This window comes from Actimicrobium sp. GrIS 1.19 (assembly GCF_035984655.1).
GTDB lineage: Bacteria > Pseudomonadota > Gammaproteobacteria > Burkholderiales > Burkholderiaceae_D > Actimicrobium.
Genome location: NZ_JAXCHT010000005.1, coordinates 39,583 through 59,187 on the forward strand (window position 1 = coordinate 39,583; position 19,605 = coordinate 59,187).

17 protein-coding genes, 1 pseudogene and 1 riboswitch are annotated in these 19,605 nt (G+C 59.9%); of the genes and pseudogenes, 10 read left to right on the forward strand and 8 right to left on the reverse strand.

Going from position 1 to position 19,605, the window contains the following annotated elements:
• Nucleotides 1–56 precede the first annotated feature (56 nt).
• From RCH09_RS05710 to RCH09_RS05735, 6 genes and pseudogenes are all read left to right on the forward strand, one after another.
• On the forward strand, nt 57–251 hold the full coding sequence (locus RCH09_RS05710) for a hypothetical protein (RefSeq protein ID WP_326940089.1): 195 nt from the start codon (nt 57–59) through the stop codon (nt 249–251).
• Between the two features lie 322 nt (nt 252–573).
• Nucleotides 574–777, forward strand: a complete 204-nt coding sequence (locus RCH09_RS05715) for a cold-shock protein (protein WP_009665193.1) — start codon at nt 574–576, stop codon at nt 775–777.
• A gap of 470 nt (nt 778–1,247) precedes the next feature.
• Nucleotides 1,248–2,405, forward strand: a pseudogene (locus RCH09_RS05720) (ABC transporter substrate-binding protein).
• A gap of 228 nt (nt 2,406–2,633) precedes the next feature.
• Nucleotides 2,634–3,524 (forward strand): branched-chain amino acid ABC transporter permease, encoded by an 891-nt coding sequence (locus RCH09_RS05725; protein ID WP_326940090.1) that lies wholly within the window; start codon nt 2,634–2,636, stop codon nt 3,522–3,524.
• A gap of 2 nt (nt 3,525–3,526) precedes the next feature.
• Nucleotides 3,527–5,509 (forward strand): branched-chain amino acid ABC transporter ATP-binding protein/permease, encoded by a 1,983-nt coding sequence (locus RCH09_RS05730; RefSeq protein WP_326940091.1) that lies wholly within the window; start codon nt 3,527–3,529, stop codon nt 5,507–5,509.
• Nucleotide 5,510: 1 nt separating this feature from the next.
• Nucleotides 5,511–6,239, forward strand: coding sequence for an ABC transporter ATP-binding protein (locus RCH09_RS05735; protein WP_326940092.1), 729 nt, complete (start codon nt 5,511–5,513; stop codon nt 6,237–6,239).
• 74 nt (nt 6,240–6,313) lie between these two features.
• On the opposite strand, the gene RCH09_RS05740 is transcribed toward RCH09_RS05735, so the two are convergent.
• Complete coding sequence (locus RCH09_RS05740; RefSeq protein WP_326940093.1) at nt 6,314–7,222, reverse strand: LysR family transcriptional regulator; 909 nt, start codon at nt 7,220–7,222, stop codon at nt 6,314–6,316.
• Nucleotides 7,223–7,348: 126 nt separating this feature from the next.
• Here RCH09_RS05740 and RCH09_RS05745 point away from each other — a divergent pair, with 126 nt between their 5' ends.
• Together RCH09_RS05745 and aceB are read left to right on the forward strand one after the other, a co-directional pair.
• Nucleotides 7,349–8,032, forward strand: a complete 684-nt coding sequence (locus RCH09_RS05745) for a haloacid dehalogenase type II (RefSeq protein ID WP_326940094.1) — start codon at nt 7,349–7,351, stop codon at nt 8,030–8,032.
• 44 nt (nt 8,033–8,076) lie between these two features.
• On the forward strand, nt 8,077–9,663 hold the full coding sequence (aceB, locus tag RCH09_RS05750) for a malate synthase A (RefSeq protein WP_326940095.1): 1,587 nt from the start codon (nt 8,077–8,079) through the stop codon (nt 9,661–9,663).
• A gap of 84 nt (nt 9,664–9,747) precedes the next feature.
• On the opposite strand, the gene RCH09_RS05755 is transcribed toward aceB, so the two are convergent.
• Together RCH09_RS05755 and RCH09_RS05760 are read right to left on the reverse strand one after the other, a co-directional pair.
• Nucleotides 9,748–10,512 (reverse strand): TerC family protein, encoded by a 765-nt coding sequence (locus RCH09_RS05755; RefSeq protein ID WP_326940096.1) that lies wholly within the window; start codon nt 10,510–10,512, stop codon nt 9,748–9,750.
• Nucleotides 10,513–10,542: 30 nt separating this feature from the next.
• The gene (locus RCH09_RS05760) at nt 10,543–11,235 is read right to left on the reverse strand and encodes a Bax inhibitor-1/YccA family protein (protein ID WP_326940097.1); all 693 of its coding nucleotides are present in this window, start codon (nt 11,233–11,235) and stop codon (nt 10,543–10,545) included.
• Between the two features lie 123 nt (nt 11,236–11,358).
• On the opposite strand from RCH09_RS05760, the gene nhaR reads away from it, so the two are divergent.
• Nucleotides 11,359–12,264 carry a transcriptional activator NhaR gene (gene nhaR, locus RCH09_RS05765; protein WP_326940099.1) on the forward strand — a complete coding sequence of 302 codons (906 nt, stop codon included), beginning with the start codon at nt 11,359–11,361 and terminating at the stop codon, nt 12,262–12,264.
• A 1-nt stretch (nt 12,265) separates the two neighbouring features.
• Here nhaR and RCH09_RS05770 read toward each other — a convergent pair whose 3' ends face one another.
• The 5 genes from RCH09_RS05770 to RCH09_RS05790 all read right to left on the reverse strand — a co-directional run bounded on the left by RCH09_RS05770 (nt 12,266) and on the right by RCH09_RS05790 (nt 16,944).
• Nucleotides 12,266–12,865 (reverse strand): MarC family protein, encoded by a 600-nt coding sequence (locus tag RCH09_RS05770; RefSeq protein ID WP_326940100.1) that lies wholly within the window; start codon nt 12,863–12,865, stop codon nt 12,266–12,268.
• Between the two features lie 15 nt (nt 12,866–12,880).
• Nucleotides 12,881–13,939: a restriction endonuclease gene (locus RCH09_RS05775; RefSeq protein WP_326940101.1), complete on the reverse strand. Its 1,059-nt coding sequence runs from the start codon at nt 13,937–13,939 to the stop codon at nt 12,881–12,883.
• 180 nt (nt 13,940–14,119) lie between these two features.
• Nucleotides 14,120–15,721, reverse strand: coding sequence for a methyl-accepting chemotaxis protein (locus RCH09_RS05780; protein WP_326940102.1), 1,602 nt, complete (start codon nt 15,719–15,721; stop codon nt 14,120–14,122).
• Nucleotides 15,722–15,736: 15 nt separating this feature from the next.
• Entirely contained in the window at nt 15,737–16,303 is a 567-nt protein-coding gene (locus RCH09_RS05785) for a DUF7482 domain-containing protein (RefSeq protein ID WP_326940103.1), read from the reverse strand.
• Nucleotides 16,304–16,425: 122 nt separating this feature from the next.
• Nucleotides 16,426–16,944: a DUF1993 domain-containing protein gene (locus RCH09_RS05790; protein WP_326940104.1), complete on the reverse strand. Its 519-nt coding sequence runs from the start codon at nt 16,942–16,944 to the stop codon at nt 16,426–16,428.
• Nucleotides 16,945–17,060: 116 nt separating this feature from the next.
• Between RCH09_RS05790 and RCH09_RS05795 the strand changes: the two genes are divergently transcribed.
• The gene (locus RCH09_RS05795) at nt 17,061–19,319 is read left to right on the forward strand and encodes a xanthine dehydrogenase family protein molybdopterin-binding subunit (RefSeq protein WP_326940105.1); all 2,259 of its coding nucleotides are present in this window, start codon (nt 17,061–17,063) and stop codon (nt 19,317–19,319) included.
• 116 nt (nt 19,320–19,435) lie between these two features.
• A riboswitch (cyclic di-GMP riboswitch) is annotated at nt 19,436–19,522 on the forward strand.
• The last annotated feature ends 83 nt before the right edge of the window (nt 19,523–19,605 follow it).

The following is a 19,605-nucleotide window of genomic DNA, read 5'->3' on the forward strand; positions in this document are numbered from 1 at the left end:
CAGGAACCGACAGATTCGCCGCGTTGAGAAAATCCCTTGAACTTGCTGGAGCGGCCATGCGCTCAATCTCCTGGTGGATCAATGTCCGGCCAAATGCTGCTGTCGGCAGGTCGCAGTTGCAGTCGCTCATTTACGGCAGCGCTTGGGATTTCTGCAAGAATATTTCGGCAACACCGACACTCTGGTTCAATTCGGCCAGGGGACGCCCCGCGCGCCAAGAGCAAAAGTTGCACTCAGAAAATATTTTATAACTCTAACAGGTCTGTGCTGGCCTTGGTCAGCAAACGCACGCAGCGTGTCTCTGTGCGGTAACGGCCGGCGTTTTCCGCGCCGTCGGAGGGGTGCGCCCGAATGGAAACATAAGTCGCCGAAGGGACGCTGATGGCCGTTTTTGGTTGTTGCCATCCCGGCAAAATAATTAGATCGACGCAAGGATGGTTTTTCTGTGTTTATCCGTTTATAATGGGCCATCGTTGAGATTCGAGCTTGTAGAGCAGTATCAGTCTGTCCTTCCTGTCTTGGTTGAAACGATCTAACGGGCAACAGCCCAACTTAACTGAAATAGGAATTGTAATGGCAACTGGCATCGTAAAATGGTTCAATGATTCGAAGGGTTTTGGCTTCATTACGCCTGACGAAGGCGGCGAAGATCTTTTCGCTCACTTCTCGGCTATCCAGTCGAGCGGCTTCAAATCGCTGCAAGAAAACCAGCGCGTTTCTTTCGAAGTCACCGCCGGCCCTAAGGGCAAGCAAGCTTCGAACATTCAGCCTATCTAAGCTGAAACAAGCGACACCAAAAACCTCGGCATGCCGGGGTTTTTTTTCGTCCTCTTTTTGCCACTTTCCCGCAATGGAAAGGTGGACTCCCCGGAAATCCGATGGCGGTCCGGCATTGCACCAGTCGATGCACGGCAAGACAACCGCGACGCAACTGGCCTGAAAAATATTCATGCGTTGATGAATATCAATGGCGCAGTGAGCCACGGACGCGCTCGGTATGTCGCAGTGCGATTCGCGCCCATTCGGCCCACGCCCGGGCGTCGCTACCGAATATCCAGATTTGAAGCGGCGTATTCGACCGTTGGATCATCGGCCCTGAGTACTTTTACTTATGTATTATATGTTGCGCCGCCACATGACTTTTATGTTGCTGGTGCCAGAAACGACTCATACAATCGTGGACGGAGCATATAGAAATTTCAACAGCTCGATAGACACGTTTCGTACTTAAAAACATAGAGGATGACATGACTTACAAAATCAAGGCGTTGGTTGCAGCAGCTGTATTGTCCTGGTCGGCCGCAGGTATCGCTGCCGAGCCGATCAAAATCGGCGTTTCCGGTCCGTTCACCGGCGGCTCCGCGCCAATGGGCGTGTCGATGCGTGACGGTGTCAAACTTGCAGTGGCCGAAATCAACGCCAAGGGCGGCGTTCTCGGTCGTCAGATCCAGCTCATCGAGCGCGACGACGAAGCGAAGAACGAACGCGGCGTCCAGGTTGCCCAGGAGTTGATCAACAAGGAAAAAGTATCCGCCACGGTTGGATTCATCAACACCGGCGTTGCGTTGGCCTCACAGCGTTTTTATCAGGAAGCAAAGATTCCGGTGATGAACAACGTCGCCACCGGCTCGATCGTCACCAAGCAGTTCGCCGACCAACCTGAAAACTACATTTTCCGCAACGCGGCCAATGACTCGATTCAATCGGCAATGATCGTCGAAGAAGCCGTCACCAAGCATAAGTTCACCAAACTGGCCATTCTCGCCGACTCCACCAACTATGGTCAGCTCGGTCGCGAAGATCTCGAAAAGGCGCTCGACAAGAAGGGCATCAAGCCAGTCGCTATCGAAAAGTACAACATCAAGGATGTTGACATGACGGCGCAGCTGCTCAAGGCAAAACAGGCAGGCGCGCAGGCTGTTCTCACTTACGGTATCGGACCTGAGTTGGCGCAGATTGCCAATGGGATGTAAAAGCTGGGCTGGAAGGTCCCGCTGATCGGAAGCTGGACGCTCTCGATGGCCAACTTTATCGATAACGCTGGCAAGAACGGGGACGGGACCTTGATGCCACAGACGTTCATCCAGGATGCGACCAACCCGAAACGCAAGGCCTTCATTGAAGGTTATGTCAAGACCTACAGCCCGCCAAACGGCCGTATTCCATCGCCGGTGTCTGCTGCCCAGGGCTACGACTCGATCTACCTGCTCGCTGCCGCGATGAAGCAAGCCGGCACGACCGATGGACCGAAAGTGCGCGAAGCGCTTGAGAACATCACGGAAAAAGTGGATGGCGTGGTGACAACCTACGCCAAGCCGTTCTCCAAAGATGATCATGAGGCGATCAAAATGGGCGTTCCGGTCTTTGGCGAAGTCAAAGGCGGGCGCGTCGTGTTGGCAAAGTAAAGTCGATACCGGCCACCGGATGAACATGCGCGTGGCCGTTTTAGCTTCATCACCACCCTCGACTGGCGTTGCGGGTGGTCCTAACTACCCATCCCACACGGTTCGACATGCGTACTTCCTGTCCACGGCAAAAAATTTGCGTGCTGGACATGATCGAGGTCACGCAATGATCGGTTCTCGTTGATACAGCTATCGGCTGTCAAGACAGCTGGTTTATAGGCGGAACTCATGGAAATCCTGCTTCAACTCGTATTTAGTGGCATCGCGCTCGGAATGATCTACGCCGTGATCGCGTTTGGCTATCAATTGACGTTCGCCACTTCCGGCACATTGAATTTCGGCCAGGGCGAAGCGTTGATGCTTGGCGCGCTGGTCGGACTCAGCCTGGTCGGCAATATTCATGGCGGTCCCTACCTGAATTACTGGCTGATGATTCCCATTGTCATTGTCTTCGGTGCGCTGCAAGGCATGCTGGTGGAATGGATCGGCGTGCGCCCGGCAATCAAGATCAAGTCCGAGTTCGGCTGGATCATGTCAACCATTGCATTGGCGATCATTTTCAAGAACGTGGCGGAAAATATCTGGGGCAAGGACGACCTCACATTTCCGACACCACTGACCGCGACCCCGTTTCAAATTCTTGGCGCAAACGTGCAGCCCATGCAGGTTGTGGTCGTGCTAGGCGCGCTTGCGATGATGCTGGCGGTAGAAATTTTCAACCGCAAATCGATCTACGGAAAGGCCGTCGTTGCAACCTCGAATGACCGCGACGCAGCCGGTTTGATGGGTATCAATACCCGCATGGTGATCACATTTTCGTACGCACTGTCGTCGGCAACTGCGGCCTTTGCCGGTGTGCTGGTCGCGCCGCTGACGCTGACCGGAGCGACGATGGGGACGGCACTGGGACTGAAGGCATTTGCCGTGGCCATCATTGGCGGTTTGACCTCAGGCATGGGTGTCATCGTTGGCGGCTTGATTCTCGGAATCGCTGAAACGACCACCGGATTTTATATCTCGACCGGCTACAAGGAAGTACCGGGACTGGTGTTGCTGTTGCTGGTATTGGCCATCAAGCCGGCAGGACTGTTCGGCAAAGCGGCAATCAAGAAAGTATGAACATGGACAAGAAAACACTTGCAGCATCGATCATCGGCATTGCGGTACTGGTGGCATTTCCGATCGTATTGCCGAACCCTTATTACATCCACCTTGCGGAAACCATCCTTATTTACGCCATCCTGTTGTTTGGCCTCGATATTGTCGTTGGTTACACCGGCCAGGTGTCGTTGGGTCACGCCGGGTTGTTTGGTATCGGGTCCTACACCACCGGCGTGCTGTACCTGAAATTCGGCCTGCCGATTCTGGTCGCGGCACCGGCCAGTATTGTCGTGACGGCGCTGTTTGGCGCAATTCTGGCGTTGCCCGCGCTGCGCGTCACGGGGCCGTATCTGGCCATGGTAACGCTGGCGTTCGGCACGATCATCCAGATCCTGATCAACGAAATGACCTTCCTCACCGAAGGACCGCTCGGGCTGAAAGTCGCCAAGCCATGGTTGTTCGGCCACAAGACCACCGAAGTCGAGTTCTTCTATCTGGTCGCGGTCCTGATGATTGTGTCGCTGGTTGTCGTGCACCGCATCATGAAATCACACCTGGGACGGGCCTTCCAGGCCTTGCGCGACAGCCCGATCGCGTCCGATTGCATGGGCGTCTCGGTCTATCGTTACAAGGTCTACGCGTTCGTGATCAGTGCGGCACTGGCCGGTCTCGCCGGCAGCCTGTACGCCTATTCGGAAGAATACATTTCGCCCAACACCTACAACTTCGAGCTGACCATCCTGTTCCTGCTGGCGGTCATCATGGGCGGGCGCAAGACCCGCAGTGGTGCGTTGCTGGGTGCGGCCATTGTCGTGATGTTGCCGAGTTTGCTGGCCGATATCGAACTGTTCCGGCAGATCGCAACGGCAGGTGCGGTGCTCGGTGTGCTGGTATCCGGATTCCTGCTCGCCAAAGGCCGCACCACGATGCGCGCCGTCGCGGTTCCGCTGGTGGCAACCATTGGCATGGCGGTGTTTTCCTACAAGCTCGAAAACATCACCGATTGGCGCCTGACAGTATTTGGCCTGATGACCCTGTTCGTTGTCTATTACCTGCAGGACGGGATCATCGGCTTCTTGCGCGGCCTGTTCATTCGCAGTTCGGTGCGCGAGACGGGCGACGCGAGCGCGGTCAAGGGTGACGCGACCAAGGCCTGGGTGGCAGCGGCGGGTAGTGCTGCGGCTGGTTCGAATCTGCTTTCCGCCAAACAGGTGTTGATGCAGTTCGGCGGTCTCAAGGCGCTCAATCATGTTGATCTGCATATCGTCAAAGGCACGGTACATGGCCTGATCGGGCCAAACGGTTCCGGCAAGAGCACGATGATGAATGTGTTGACGGGTATCTACAAACCCACTGCAGGCACGGTTGAATTCGATGGTCGCGTCATCTCCGGGCAGACGCCTGCCGCGATTGCGCTGGGTGGCGTCGCACGTACATTCCAGAACGTGCAACTGTTCGGCGAAATGACGGCGACGGAAAACGTCCTGGTCGGCTTGCACAACACCTTCCGCAGCAACGTTCTCGACGTGATGCTCCACACCCCGCGCTACAAGCGCGAGGCCGCCGAGGCCAACGTGCGTGCGGCCGGTATTCTGCAGTTCGCCGGACTGTCGGCGCTGGCCAACGAGGAAGCCCGCAATCTCCCCTACGGCAAGCAGCGCGTGCTCGAGATCGGCCGCGCGCTGGGCTTGAATCCCCAACTGCTGCTGCTTGATGAACCCGCCGCCGGATTGACGGCGCCGGATATCAAGGAGCTGGTGGCAATCATCCGCAAGATCAAGCAGCACGGCATCACGATTATCCTGATCGAGCATCACATGGACGTGGTGATGTCGATTTCCGACATCGTGACGGTGCTCGATTTTGGACAGAAGATCGCGGAAGGAAAGCCGGCCGAGGTGCAGGCCGATCCAAAGGTCATCGAAGCCTATCTGGGTGGCAGCGCGGGCGACGACGCCCCGGCTGTGGCCGCCGCACCGACGACAACTCACGCGGGAATCTGACATGCTCACTATCACCAATCTGGAAGCATCGTATGGCAAGGTTGAAGTGCTTCACGGCATTTCAATGAGCGTTCCGAAGGGCAAAGTCGTCACATTGATCGGCTCCAACGGCGCTGGAAAGACCACGACAATGCGGGCCATTTCAGGAATGATCAAGCCGAAAGCCGGCACCGTGACGCTCGACGGCAAGGACATCACCGGTCTCGAATCGCATCGGATTGCCCGTGCCGGCCTGGCGCATTCGCCGGAAGGGCGGCGGGTGTTTTCCACCATGAGCGTGACGGACAACCTGCTGCTGGGGGCCTTCCCGCGCTTTACCCGGTCGCGCCCGCGCGGCGACGTCAAGCTCGATCTCGAAAAGGCACTGGAGCTGTTTCCGCGCCTGAAGGAACGGCAGCATCAACTGGCCGGTACGCTGTCGGGTGGCGAGCAACAAATGCTGGCGATGGCGCGCGCGGTGATGCTCAACCCGGAAGTGATCCTGCTGGATGAGCCATCGATGGGGCTGGCGCCGATTCTCGTCGATGAGGTGTTCCGCATCATCGTCCGCTTGAAAGAGCAGGGCGTCACGATGCTGCTGGTCGAGCAGTTCGCTGCAGCGGCGCTCAACGTCGCCGATTACGGCTACGTGCTGGAAAACGGTCGCATTTCGGTGCACGGCCCGGCGGAAAAACTGAAAAACGACCCGGCGGTGCAAGCCGCCTACCTCGGCGGCGGTCAGCAGCACTGAGCGCTGCGGTCGCGTCATTCATCCCGATGTGATGACGCGGCGGTGGGTTCGGATGGGCGGAGCGGTTGCGCAATTCAATCGTTCTTGCGCCAGTAATCCGGCAGTGCATAGGCATGTCGCAGGAACTCAATGAAGGCGCGAATGCGCAGTGGCAAATGGCGGCGTTGCACGAAGACGGCGTAGATATCGTTGCCAGGCGCGGCGAACTGATCCAGCACCGTCACCAGTTGTCCTGCTTCGAGTTCACTGCCGACTTCCCACATCGAGCGCCACGCCAAACCCTTGCCGCTGACGGCCCAGTCGTGCAACACCTCGCCGTCATTGCACACCATGTTGCCGGCCACCTTCAGCGTCACATTCTTCCCATTTTGGCGAAACGTCCAGCCGCGCTGGCTGCCATCGCTGCTGATCGCCAGGCAGTTATGGCTGGTGAGCTGGTCGAGCGACTGCGGTGTGCCATGCCGCTTCAGATAGGCAGGCGACGCCACCACAACGCGCTGGTTCTCGGCCAGTTTGACCCCGACCATGCTTGAATCACTCAGCGCCGCGATGCGAATGGCGACATCGATGCCCTCGGTCAGCAGGTCGGCCAGCCGATCGTTCAGGTTCAACGTCACGTGGACATCGCGGTGCTCGGCCAGGAACGAGGGAATTAGCGGCGCGACATGCTGCCGGCCAAAGCCGGCTGGCGCGGAGATGGTTAAATGGCCGCTGGCGCGGGCGCTGCCGGCCGACGCCGCCATCTCCGCCTGTTGCAGGTCGCTCAGGATGCGCTGGCAATCCTCCAGAAAGCTGGTGCCCTCGGCAGTCAGGGCGATCTTGCGGGTGGTGCGCTGGACCAGCTTGACGCCCAGGCGCTCTTCCAGCGCATCGAGCCGACGCCCGATCATCGCCGGCGCAATGCCCTCGGCCCGCGCTGCGGCAGACAGGCTGCCGCGCGCAACGATCTCGACAAAGGTAGAAATTTGCTTGAACTGATCCATGGTGTCTGCTGTTGGTTTTCATTTGATATTAAAACACACAGATGAAATGATATTTCATCCGGTTAAGTCGAATTTTGTTTGCATATACTGGAGCCTCACGCTGCTACACGGTCTGGAGTCGTTGTAATGAACCTGCATGCCATTGTCTTTGACGCTTATGGAACACTGTTCGATGTGTACGCCATTGGCGCCCGGGCCGACCAGTTGTTTCCCGGACGCGGCGCCGAGCTGGCGCTGCACTGGCGCGACAAGCAGATCGAGTACACGCGCCTGCGCACCATGTGTTCGATGTACAAGCCGTTCTGGGAAGTCACGCAGGATGCCCTGGTGTTCTGCTGCAGGAAGCTCGGTCTTGAGCTGACGCTCGACGCACGCAGCGCGTTGATGGGCGAATACGCGAAGCTGCAACCCTTTCCGGAAAATCTCGACGTGCTCACGCAATTGCAGAACATGGGACTGAAGCTGGCAATCCTCTCGAACGGCAATCCACAAATGCTTGACACCGTAGTCGAGGCCGCCGGCATGCAAAGCCTGTTCAGCCATTTGCTCTCGGTCGACAGCGTGAAGAAATTCAAGACGGCCCCCGAGGCATACCAGCTCGGCACCGATGTCTTCGGCCATCCGGCCAGGAATCTGCTGTTCGTTTCCAGCAACTGCTGGGATGTCTGCGGCGCCAGCTGGTTTGGCTACACCACATTCTGGGTCAACCGTGCCGGGGCGCCACTGGAAGAACTCGGCGTGACACCCACGGCAACCGGCGCTTCGCTGACCGACCTGCTGGCTTGGGTCAAGCAGCAGCAGGCCTCCTGATTCATTTTCGTCAAACGCATTTTCATACCACCAAGGAAAACACCATGACCCAACTCTCCCTGCCAGAAGGCATGCAAATCAGTGGCACCATCCTGCCGGCCTATGCCCAGATCCTGACCCCGGATGCATTGGCGCTGGTTGCGAAACTGAGCCGCTCCTTCGAAGCCCGCCGTCAGGAATTGCTGGCACTGCGGGTACAACGGGCGGCGCGTCTGGACGCCGGCGAGCGTCCCGATTTTCTGGCCGACACCGCCCACATCCGCAGCGGTGACTGGAAGATTGCGCCGATCCCGAAGGCGCTGGAATGCCGACGCGTCGAGATTACCGGACCGGTCGAACGCAAGATGGTGATCAACGCCTTCAATTCCGGCGCGGACAGCTACATGACCGACTTCGAAGATTCGAATTCGCCGGTCTGGGATAACCAGATCAGCGGACAGATCAACCTGATGGATGCCATCCGCAAGACCATCACGCTGGAACAGAACGGCAAGACCTATCGGCTCAACGACAAGGTCGCCACGCTGGTGGTGCGCCCGCGCGGCTGGCACCTCGACGAAAAGCATGTGCTGGTCGATGGCAAGCGCGTCTCGGGCGGTGTGTTTGATTTTGCCCTGTTCATGTTCCATAACGCGAAAGAGTTGCTGGCACGTGGCGCCGGTCCGTACTTCTATTTGCCAAAAATGGAATCGCATCTGGAAGCGCGCCTGTGGAACGACATCTTCGTCATGACGCAAAATGAACTCGGCCTGCCACAAGGCACCATCAAGGCCACCGTGCTGATTGAAACCATCCTTGCAGCATTCGAGATGGATGAAATCCTGTATGAGCTGCGCGAGCACAGCGCCGGTTTGAATGCCGGCCGTTGGGACTACATTTTCTCGTGCATCAAGAAGTTCAAGCTGGACAAGGACTTCTGTCTTGCCGATCGCGCCAAGGTCACCATGACGGCGCCGTTCATGCGCTCGTATGCCTTGCTGTTGCTGCAGACCTGCCACAAGCGCAACGCCCCGGCCATTGGCGGCATGGCCGCGCTGATTCCGATCAAGAACGATCCGGCCAAGAACGACATCGCGATGGGCGGCGTGCGCACCGACAAGGCGCGCGATGCGACCGACGGCTACGACGGCGGCTGGGTGGCGCATCCGGGTCTGGTCGAACTGGCGATGGCGGAATTCAAGAAGGTGCTGGGCGACAAACCCAACCAGATCGACAAGCAGCGCCCCGACGTCGTGGTCACCGCGGCTGATCTGTTGAATTTTCAACCGGAAACGCCGATCACCGAAGCCGGCCTGCGCTACAACATCAACGTCGGGATTCATTATCTCGGCGCCTGGCTGGCCGGCAATGGCTGCGTACCGATCCACAATCTGATGGAAGACGCTGCCACGGCAGAGATCAGCCGCAGCCAGGTCTGGCAATGGATCCGTTCGGACAAGGGCGTGCTGGAGGACGGTCGCAAGGTCACCGCCGCGATGGTGCGCGCGATGATTCCGGAAGAGCTGGTGAAGGTCAAGGAGATCGCCGGCAGCGGCGCCACTTACGACCGGGCCGCGACCATTTTCGAAGAGATGTCGACGTCGGAATCGTTTGCAGAATTTCTGACGCTGCCGCTGTACGAAGAAATCTGATTCAACAACTCCTGCGTTCGCAGGCATGAAAAAGCGGCACATCGTGAAGACGATGTGCCGCTTTTTTTTAGGCCCGGATGAATCTCAGGATTTCTGCCGCTCCGGTTCTTCTGCGTAGGAAGCATGCAGATGCACGGGCTGGTCGCCCTTGCGCCGCATGCGAATGTTGAGCAGCTCAACCACTACCGCAAATGCCATCGCGCTGTAGATATACGCACGCGGCACATGATGGCCGAAGCCTTCGGCGATCAGGACCACCGCAATCACGACCAGGAATGCGAGCGCGAGGATCTTGATGGTCGGGTGCGCCGAAATGAAGCGCCCGATCGGGCCGGCAAAAAACATCATCATGGCCACGGACGCCACCACGGCGGCCACCATCACGGCGACCTGGTCGACCATGCCGACGGCGGTAATGATCGAATCCAGCGAGAACACGATGTCGACCAGCATGATTTGCAGGACTACAGCCTGCATGGTCGCCGCTACCTTGCTGCTCTGGACGCCCTCGGTGCCTTCCATCGACTGATGGATTTCGCCGATACTTTTCCAGAGCAGGAACAGGCCGCCGCACAACAGGATCAGGTCACGTCCGGACACGCCATGCTCGAACAGTGTCAGGATCGGTTTGGTCAGCCCGATCACCCACGACAGCACCAGCAGCAAACCGATGCGCATGAACATGGCCAGGAACAAGCCCATCCGCCGCGCCCATTCGCGCCGGGCGGGCGGCAGCTTGTCGACCAGGATCGCAATGAAGATGATGTTGTCGATCCCCAGCACCAGCTCGAGCAAGGTCAGTGTGGCAAACGCCGCCCAGATTTGCGGGTCGGATAAAAGTTCAAGCATGAATCAGATCCTTGTCAGTCGTTGCGCGGCTTAGTCGTCACGACCCATGAACCCCAGCAGTTGCAACAGGCTGGTGAACAGGTTGAAGATCGAAACGAACAGGCTCAGCGTCGCCATGACGTAATTGGTTTCGCCGCCGCGTACGATATTGTTGGTCTCGTACAGAATCATCCCGGACATCAACAGGACGAATACTGCCGACACGGTTAGTGACAGCGCCGGGATCTGCAGGAACAAGCCAGCCAGCGAGGCCAGGAACGCCACCAGGATGCCGATGGTAAGGAACCCGCCCATCATGGTCAGGTCACGCTTGGTTGTCAGTGCGTAGGCCGACAGCGCCACGAAAATCGATGCGGTGCCACCAAAGGCAAGCATCACGGTCTGGGCGCCGTTGGGCATGTTCAGGTACTGGCTGATGATCGGACCGAGCGTGTATCCCATGAAGCCGGTCAGGGCGAACAGGAATCCAACCCCCATCCCCTGGTCGCGGTATTTGGTGACTGCGAACAGCAGGCCGAAGTAGCCGACCAGCGTGATGATGATGCCGGGCGAGGGCAGGCCCAATGCGGCGGTGGCGCCGGCAGTGATGGCGCTGAAGGTCAGGCAGGCCGACAGCAACAGGTAGGTATTGCGCAGCACGCGGCGGGCATTGCTGTCCAGTACGGTGCTGATTGACGCGGCATCCCTTGCAGAATTGCCGAAAAGAGAATGACGATCGTTCATGGCGTTTTCCTTCAAAAAATTGAACAGGCGACGGAGATGGTTAACCGACCGGCCGAGTGTAGGGTGATTGCGTTTTTATAAAAAGCGAAGATAATCGAATCATTACTTCGTAAAAGCAGAACAATGAAAAATACCGGACTGAACCTGCGGCACCTGTATTACTTCTGGATCGTGGCCAAGGAAGACAGCATCACACGGGCTGCGGAACGCCTGGGCGTGGCGATCCAGACCATCAGCACGCAGCTCGCACTGCTGGAAAAATCGATCGGCAAGTCGCTCTTTGCACCGCAAGGCCGGCGACTGGTGTTGACCGAAGCTGGCCGGATCGCAATGCGCTATGCCGAGCAGATTTTTGCGCTGGGCGAACAAATGGAAGCGGCGCTGGCCGATCTGGATGTCGAGCCGACCATGCGGCTGACCGTCGGCATTTCGGATTCGTTGCCCAAGCTGATCGCCTCGCGCCTGCTGGACGCGGCATTGGCCCTGCCGCAGCGGGTCAAGCTGGTGTGTTTTGAAGATCGGTTTGAAGTCTTGCTGGGCGAACTGAAAGTGCACAAGCTCGACGTGGTGCTGACCGACCGTCCGGTGCATGCCGGCACCGTCCTGCGGGTGTTCAGCCATTTGCTGGGGGAGAGCGAGCTGATGCTGTTCGGTGTGGCGGCATTGGCGGACCAGTACCGGCGCGGTTTTCCGGCCAGTCTGAACGGTGCGCCGTTGCTGCTGCCGACACGCAACAACGCCATTCGCGGACGCATCGATCACTGGTTCGAGACCAATGAGATTCGCGCCGATGTGGTCGGCGAGTTCGATGACAATGCGCTGCTCAATACCTTCGGATGGCGCGGGCTGGGATTATTTCCGGCGCCTTCCGCGCTGGCGAACGACGTCGCCGCACAGTTCGGCGCGGTGCCGGTTGGATCGCTCACCGGCGTGCGTGAACAGTTTTACGCGATTTCGAACGAGCGCAAGATCAAGCACCCGGCGGTGGAGGCGATCCTGTCGGCGATCCACCGCACCGACTTCGTCTAGCTTACAGCGAGCGCACGTAGGCGCGAATTCCCGCCAGCAGCATTTCGACCGCCATCGCTGTGAGGATCAGTCCCATCAGTCGCTCAAACGCGATCATGGCGCGCTCACCAAGTACCCGTTGCATCCGTTCGGCGCCCAGCAGCACCGCCAGCCAGACCACCGCCACGGCCGACAGCGCGGCGACATGCAACAGCACGTCGGTGTTGCTGTCGGAGGAAAACAGCAGCACGGTTGCCAGTGCCGAGGGACCGGCCAGCGCTGGAATCGCCAGCGGCACGATGAAGGGTTCGTGATTGGTATCGGTATCGCCAAACACGCCGCCCGGTTGCGGGAACACCATGCGCAGCGCGATCAGGAACAGGATCACGCCGCCGCCAATGCGCAGTGCATTTTCCGACAGCTGCAGCGCGGTCAGAAAATGCCGGCCGAAGAACATGAACAGTAACAGCAGCACGAACGCAATCAGGCATTCGCGCACCACGACGATCCAGCGGCGTTCGCGCGGCACGTTGCGCAGGGCGCTGACAAACAAGGGGACATTGCCAAACGGGTCAGTCACAAGGAACAGCAGGATGAAAGCCTGAAAGAAGGTATTGCTCATGCGTCGGCCATCACGTCAAAAGGGAAAAGCGCAGCAGGATAGCGTAGTGCCGTCCCCGCTGACAGCCATTCTTTCCTTGCACTCCGGATAACCTGTGCAACGCCAGAAGGATTTGAAGTCACCGCTGCGCAAAACCATCCTGCGCCGACACGCAGGACAGGTCGGGCTGCGGAAGTCGCCACGCACGGCCGTCTCAAGCAGCGCCTCCTGCTGCTGCGGCGCCAGCGCCTGAATCCGCTTGAGCATGGTCGGCCCGTCCATCAGGATCATGCCGACGCCGCGTCCGGCGGCGCTGGCCTGGGCGCTGAAACTGGCGGACGTCAGAAAGAAAGCCTGTTTCAGCTGGTCATGCACAAGTACCGCATACAGTGCCCGCACCCGCTCGACCTCAACGGTGATCACGCCGGCTCGGGTCCGGCCAACGGCGTGCGGCGCCGCGCTCGCCGATTGCCGGATGCTCAGGTTGGCATCGCTGGCCGGTCCGGCGTTGGTGGCTACCGCATCCATGCCCAGCATGCGCAGAAAGCCGACACAGACTTCTTCAAACCGGCACCATTCCAGTTCCTGCAGCAGATCGAGTGTCCAGCAGACAGGCGCTGCCGGATGCCGCATTGCCGGGTCCGGCGCAAGTTGGCGCGATTGCGTGGGAATGGCGTTGGTGTGCGCGAACGAATGACCGGAGCGGATGACGCCGGGGCTGTGCATCCCGCTGCGGCGCTCGCGCGTATCGTGATTGGTATCGGCCCAGGTATTGAGCGGATCGGCGTTCTGCCACTGCGATTGCATGGTGCTGTTGCGCATGCTGCTGCGCATGACGGTGGTCGCACGGGACTTGCGCTGCACGCTTTTGGCCGGCCGGAACAGGGTGCGGCGCGCCAGTTGGGCGACCCACAACAGAATGCTGCCCAGCCACAGCACCAGCAACGTGGTCGCCATCGCGCCCACCGCATCGTCGCCAAGCGCCGGGAAAAAGGGGATCAAGCCAAATCGCAGCACACCGTAAGCAATGCCAACCACGATCACGACAACGGTCGTGATGCCAAATGGGTTTGCTGCGTGTCGACCGCCTGCCATGGTTGTGCTCTTGAAGAAAGTGATGGGACATTATCCGACAGCTTGTGGCAGATATGGATGGAATTCAACTTTTCCGCGACACAATCGCTGTTGCGTCCTTGCCAGAGTTGGAATGCGGACACATCGCCCGCACCATCGACCGCAATGCCGGGGCGATAGCCGCGTTCCGAACGCGCGCCGTCAGGCCGCCGTCAGGGCCAGCGTGTCATGTCGTGCGGGTGCACCCGGTTCGTTGCGGCTGTCGGCCAGCTGGAACACCTGCTGCGCCTCGGCCAATACCGCCGCCTGTTGCTGGGTGCTTTGTGCGGCAGCGGCGGCCTGGTCGATCAGCATCGTGTTTTCGTGCGTGACGGCATTCATCTGGCCAAGCGCTGCGTTGACGCGCGCGATGCCGCTGTTCTGTTGCGCGCTGACGGCGGTGATTTCACTCATGATGTCGGTGACCTTGCCGACCGACGCGACGATTTCTTCCATGGTTTGCCCGGCCTGGTTGACCAGGCTGTTGCCGGCGTTGACCTTGTCGACGGAATCACCGATCAGCGTTTTGATTTCGCGCGCGGCGCTGGCCGAGCGCTGTGCCAGATTGCGCACCTCGGTGGCGACCACGGCAAATCCGCGACCTTGTTCCCCGGCGCGGGCTGCTTCGACAGCCGCGTTCAGGGCGAGGATATTGGTTTGAAATGCAATGCTGTCGATAACGCCAATGATGTCGACGATCTTGTGCGAACTATCCTTGATGGAGCTCATTGTCAGAACCACTTGCTGCACGGCTTCGCCGCCGCGCAGCGCCACGCCCGAGGCACTGGCAACCAGCGCCTTGGCCTGCAAGGCATTGTCGGCGTTCTGTTCAACCGTGATCGTCAGCTCGCGCATTGAATTGGCAGTGGCATTCAGCGACTGGGTTTGCTCGTCGGCGCGGCTGGAGAGCTCACGGTTGCCGTCGGCGATGTCATGCGCGGCGCTGGCGACGGTATCGGTGCCGTGGCGCACGTCGCTGACGATCTTTGTCAGACTGTCGTTCATGTCGCGCAAGGCATCGAGCAACTGGCCGGTTTCATCGCCGGAGGTGGTACGAATGGTGGTGGTCAGATCGCCCGCTGCCACGCGACGGGCAATGCCGACGGCCTGGATCAGCGGCCCGGTGATCGAGCGCGTGATACCGAAGGCGCAGCCAATCCCCGCCAGCAGCGCAACGATTCCGAGAATGATGGTCATGCGCAGCGATGCGGCAATCTCCTGCTGGCTGCGTGCGCCGCTGACTTCGACCTGTTTGGTCTGCAGACCGACCAGCGCATGAATTTTGTCGAGCAGGCGGTCGAGCGACGGAAAGGTTTCGGTGTTCATCATCCTGGCCGCATCATCGCGGCGGTCTTCTTCGACCAGATCGGCCACCTTCAGGAACGACACCGAGTAGCTGGCGCGGGCGGCCTGGATTTCCTTGATCAGGTCTTTCTCCTGCGCGCCGGTAACCAGTTTTTCGAGGCTGGCGAGGGCGGCGTCAATCGCCTTCTTGTTGCTGTCGATGCGGGCGTAACTGATGGCGCGCTGGTCGCGGTCGCTGATGAACAGCGCCAGGGTGCGGCGCACGTCGTCGCGGGCGGCGGTATCGATGGCGGTGGCGGCGCCGGCCATGACCCAGTCCTGCTCGATGATCTGTTTGTTATCTGCCGAAAAAGAAAGGAAGCGGCTGACGCTCACCAGCAAAATTGCCAGCATCAACACCATCATGACGCCGAAGCCGGCGGCCAGGCGCACGCCGATTTTCAAATTGCCAAATATCATCGAAAGCTCCCTGCTTCACTTCAAGTTTTTGAGTCGCACATGCGGCAGTGGCCCGCCCGGGGTCGATGAAACGACAGGGCAATTGGCGACAATGCCGGTCGCTGAAATCGTTACCTCGCCTTGTTCCTGGGCTTGCAGCACTTCCTCTTCGGAGCGCAACACCCTGGGGGTTTTGCCAGCGAGCCAGCTTACCTTATGGACTTGCCACAACGGAGAATAATTTTGATCGGTGTTGCTCGCGCCAATCGGCATGGGGCGCGATGGCAACACACTGCCTTGTTTGAAATTCGTGAAGCCGTAAATCCGATCGGTGGCAACGCGCTGGCCCGGTGTTTTCGGTTCGGCGGGCAGGGCATTGGCCAGTTTCGGCACGTAGTTGGCGCCAGCCTGGCGTGCTGCGTCCGGGTCGGAAACATCGGTGGTGATGTAGTACACCGGCTGGCCCTCGAACCAGCCCGCAATCAGCGGGATCTCCGCCACCATTCCGGAGTCCTGGGGCGCGGCGGCGATGGCCGGCGTCATTGGCGAGCATGCAGCAACGGCCATGCATGCCAGCGTGCGGCGGCAAGCGCGCAGGCTCATGCACATGCCATGAAAATTTGTTGTCATCTGGATGGGTTCTGATGGACTGACGGATAGCAGCCGGAAGGGTTTCCGGTGTCCGTCAGTCGCTGGTCGTGCTGCAAACTTACATTGTCGAAAAATTATTCGGCAGTCTTGACCTTGCCCATGAAGTCACGTTTGCCGATCTCGACGCCGTTATGGCGCAGCAGCGCGTAGGCGGTGGTGACGTGGAAAAAGAACTGCGGCAGCGCGTAATGGAGCAGATATGTCAGGCCCTTGAAGTTCTTGCTGTTCGGGCCGGCGCTGGTGCTGATGTCGCGTTCTTCGCTGCCATCGATTTGCGCTGCATCGAGCGTGTCGATGAACGCCAGGGTTTTGGCGATGCGCGCTTGCAGCTCGGCGAAGGTTTGCTCGGTATCGTCGTATTTCGGTACCTCGACGCCGGCCAGCCGGGCGCAGGCGCCCTTGGCAAAATCGGCAGCGATCAGCACCTGGCGCGTCAATGCAAACATGTCCGGGAACAGGCGGGCCTGCAGCAGGGCATTGGCGTCGATCTTCTTTTCCGTGGCGTGCGCCTCGGCCTTGGCCAGCACATCGGAGAGGCTGCTGAGCATTTGTTTGAAGACCGGCACGGAGGCGGCGTACATCGAGATTGTCATGGAATTCTCCTGGAAAAGTGCTGTGATGATAGCGTAATCCTTTGGTCTGCGTGGCGCTCGGAAACGCGCATTTCGGGTTACGATGATTGCCACAAAAATATCAGGCCGGGAGCCCTATGCTGATCGCAGAACCAAAGCGTGCATCGCGTCGCCAGTTTCTTCTTGTGGCGCTTGGCGTCACCGGCGCACTGACCATTGGCTGGGGGCTGGCGCCGCCGCGCCAGCGACTCGTCGGCAGCAGGCCGTTGCCACTGCTCGAGGGTGAAATCGCGCTCAACGGCTGGATCAAGATCGCCCGCGATGGCACGGTTACGGTGGCGATGCCGCGCAGTGAAATGGGGCAGGGCGTGCATACGGCACTGCCGATGCTGGTGGCCGAAGAACTCGACGTGGCGCTGTCGACCGTGCAGATCATGCAGGCGCCGATCGACAAGATCTATGGCAACGTTGCGATGCTGCCGGACGCACTGCCATTCCATCCGGATGAGCACGGCGTCGTCAAGCGCAGCGCGCAATGGCTGACTGCCAAGGCGGCGCGCGAGCTGGGCATCATGGTCACCGGCGGGTCGTCCAGCATCAAGGATGCGTGGGGACCGATGCGCGAGGCCGGTGCGACGGCGCGGGCACTGCTGGTGGCGGCGGCGGCGCGGCAGTGGAAGGTGCCCGCGTCCGAGTGCAGCACCGCTGACGGTGTGGTCAGCCATGCCAACGGCAGCCGCGCCACCTATGGCGAGTTGGCGGCCACGGCGGCCACCGGCAGTCCGGGCGAAATCCGCCTCAAGAACGTCGGGCAATTCAAGCTGATCGGGACGCCACAGGCACGCCGCGACAGTCCCGCCAAGGTGGATGGCAGTGCGCTGTTCGGGCTCGACGTGCGCCCGCCCGGGCTGGTGTATGCGGCAGTCCGGATGGCGCCGACGATCGGCGGCAGTGTCAAACAATTCGATGCGGCAGCAATCCTGGGGATGCCGGGCGTGCTGGCCGTGACGGATTTTTCCAAGGCCGCCGGCGGCGTCGCCGGCATCGCGGTCATCGCCAGGTCATTCTGGCAGGCCAGGGCGGCGGCGCAGGCGTTGCCGGTGACCTGGGAGGCGGGCCCGCATGCGGCCCTCAACAGCGCCGACATCTTCAAGGACCTGGCCACGCGGCTCGACACCGAAAGCGGATTCACCTATCACAGCACGGGTGATCTCGGCGCCGGCAGCGCTGGCGGGAAGACCATCAAGGCGCAGTACCAGGCGCCGTTTCTCGCGCATGCAGCACTGGAGCCGGTCAATTGCACTGCGCAGGTCAGGAATGGCAAGGTCACCTTGTGGGCCGCCACGCAAGTGCCGAGTATTGCTGTCGGTGCGGCCGCCAGCGTGGCCGGGGTCGGCAACGCCGATGTCAGCCTGCACGTGACTTACCTCGGCGGCGGCTTCGGCCGGCGTCTCGAAGTCGACATGGTGCGGCAGGCAGTGGCCATTGCACTGGCGGCCAAAGGCGCACCGGTGCAGCTGATCTGGACCCGCGAAGATGACATTGCGCATGACGTATTTCGACCCGCTGCGCTGGCGCGCTTTACGGCGACACTGGACGCGGCCGGAAACGTCCTCGCCTGGGACAACAAGTCGGCGTCCGGCTCGGTGACGCAGCAGTTCCTTGCGCGTACCTTCGGCCTGCCCGGCGGCGGGCCCGACAAGACGACGGCGGAAGGCGAGTTCGACATGCCGTACGAATTTCCCAACCAGCGCATCGCCCATGTGATTGCGGAAACCGCGTTGCCAATCGGTTATTGGCGCTCGGTGGGGCACTCGCACAATGCCTTTTTCAAGGAAAGCTTCATCGACGAGCTGGCGCAGGCGGCGGGCAAGGATGCCGTACTGTTCCGGCGCGATCTGTTGAAAAACCATCCGCGCCATCTGGCCGTGCTGAACGCCGCGATCGACAAGGCCGGCACGCCGGCAAGCGGGCGCGCGCACGGAGTCGCCCTGCATCAGTCATTCGGCAGCATCGTGGCCGAGGTGGCCGAAGTCTCGATCGAAGACAAGGCAATCCGGGTGCACAAGGTGATCTGCGCGGTCGATTGCGGTATTGCCGTCAATCCGAACATTATTGCGCAACAGATGGAATCGGCCGTGATCTTCGGCTTGAGCGCGGCACTGTTCGGCGCCATCACGATCAAGGATGGCAAGATCGAGCAGAGCAATTTTCATGATTATCCGATCCTGCGCATGCACCAGGCGCCGCTGGTCGAAACGATCATCCTCCCCAGCGCCGAAGCGCCGGAAGGGATTGGCGAGCCGGGGGTTCCGCCGATTGCGCCAGCGGTGGCCAACGCCGTGTTCAAGCTCACCGGCCAGCGTTTGCGCAGCCTGCCGTTGCGTTTGGCATGAGTAATCTGTGAACGATTGCAACTTTTTGGTGTGGAGTCGCCGCGACGCCGAGCAGGCAATTTACTTTCCTGCGGGAACTATTTAGACTCCGGCATACGACCTCTGCCCACGCAGAGATTTCAAGAGGGCAAACCTGTCGAAAGGCAGCGACGCAAAGCTTCCGGCCTACCGCGCATCAGCGCCATGGCAGCGGGGCCGCCAACGTCGTGGCTGCAGTTTCCGGCTTTGCCGGACTGACCGGTCCGACCTTGTCCGCGCCGCCCTCGCACCTTGTTGAGGCGACGCT

Coding starts and splice junctions, on each gene's coding strand:
- RCH09_RS05755 (WP_326940096.1), bottom strand. CDS start 10,512: ATGCTTGAACTTTTATCCGACCCGCAAATCTGGGCGGCGTTTGCCACA.
- RCH09_RS05760 (WP_326940097.1), bottom strand. CDS start 11,235: ATGAACGATCGTCATTCTCTTTTCGGCAATTCTGCAAGGGATGCCGCG.
- RCH09_RS05745 (WP_326940094.1), top strand. CDS start 7,349: ATGAACCTGCATGCCATTGTCTTTGACGCTTATGGAACACTGTTCGAT.
- RCH09_RS05775 (WP_326940101.1), bottom strand. CDS start 13,939: ATGGCAGGCGGTCGACACGCAGCAAACCCATTTGGCATCACGACCGTT.
- RCH09_RS05780 (WP_326940102.1), bottom strand. CDS start 15,721: ATGATATTTGGCAATTTGAAAATCGGCGTGCGCCTGGCCGCCGGCTTC.
- nhaR (WP_326940099.1), top strand. CDS start 11,359: ATGAAAAATACCGGACTGAACCTGCGGCACCTGTATTACTTCTGGATC.
- RCH09_RS05795 (WP_326940105.1), top strand. CDS start 17,061: ATGCTGATCGCAGAACCAAAGCGTGCATCGCGTCGCCAGTTTCTTCTT.
- RCH09_RS05785 (WP_326940103.1), bottom strand. CDS start 16,303: ATGAGCCTGCGCGCTTGCCGCCGCACGCTGGCATGCATGGCCGTTGCT.
- RCH09_RS05790 (WP_326940104.1), bottom strand. CDS start 16,944: ATGACAATCTCGATGTACGCCGCCTCCGTGCCGGTCTTCAAACAAATG.
- RCH09_RS05710 (WP_326940089.1), top strand. CDS start 57: ATGCGCTCAATCTCCTGGTGGATCAATGTCCGGCCAAATGCTGCTGTC.
- RCH09_RS05740 (WP_326940093.1), bottom strand. CDS start 7,222: ATGGATCAGTTCAAGCAAATTTCTACCTTTGTCGAGATCGTTGCGCGC.
- RCH09_RS05725 (WP_326940090.1), top strand. CDS start 2,634: ATGGAAATCCTGCTTCAACTCGTATTTAGTGGCATCGCGCTCGGAATG.
- RCH09_RS05770 (WP_326940100.1), bottom strand. CDS start 12,865: ATGAGCAATACCTTCTTTCAGGCTTTCATCCTGCTGTTCCTTGTGACT.
- RCH09_RS05730 (WP_326940091.1), top strand. CDS start 3,527: ATGGACAAGAAAACACTTGCAGCATCGATCATCGGCATTGCGGTACTG.
- RCH09_RS05715 (WP_009665193.1), top strand. CDS start 574: ATGGCAACTGGCATCGTAAAATGGTTCAATGATTCGAAGGGTTTTGGC.
- aceB (WP_326940095.1), top strand. CDS start 8,077: ATGACCCAACTCTCCCTGCCAGAAGGCATGCAAATCAGTGGCACCATC.
- RCH09_RS05735 (WP_326940092.1), top strand. CDS start 5,511: ATGCTCACTATCACCAATCTGGAAGCATCGTATGGCAAGGTTGAAGTG.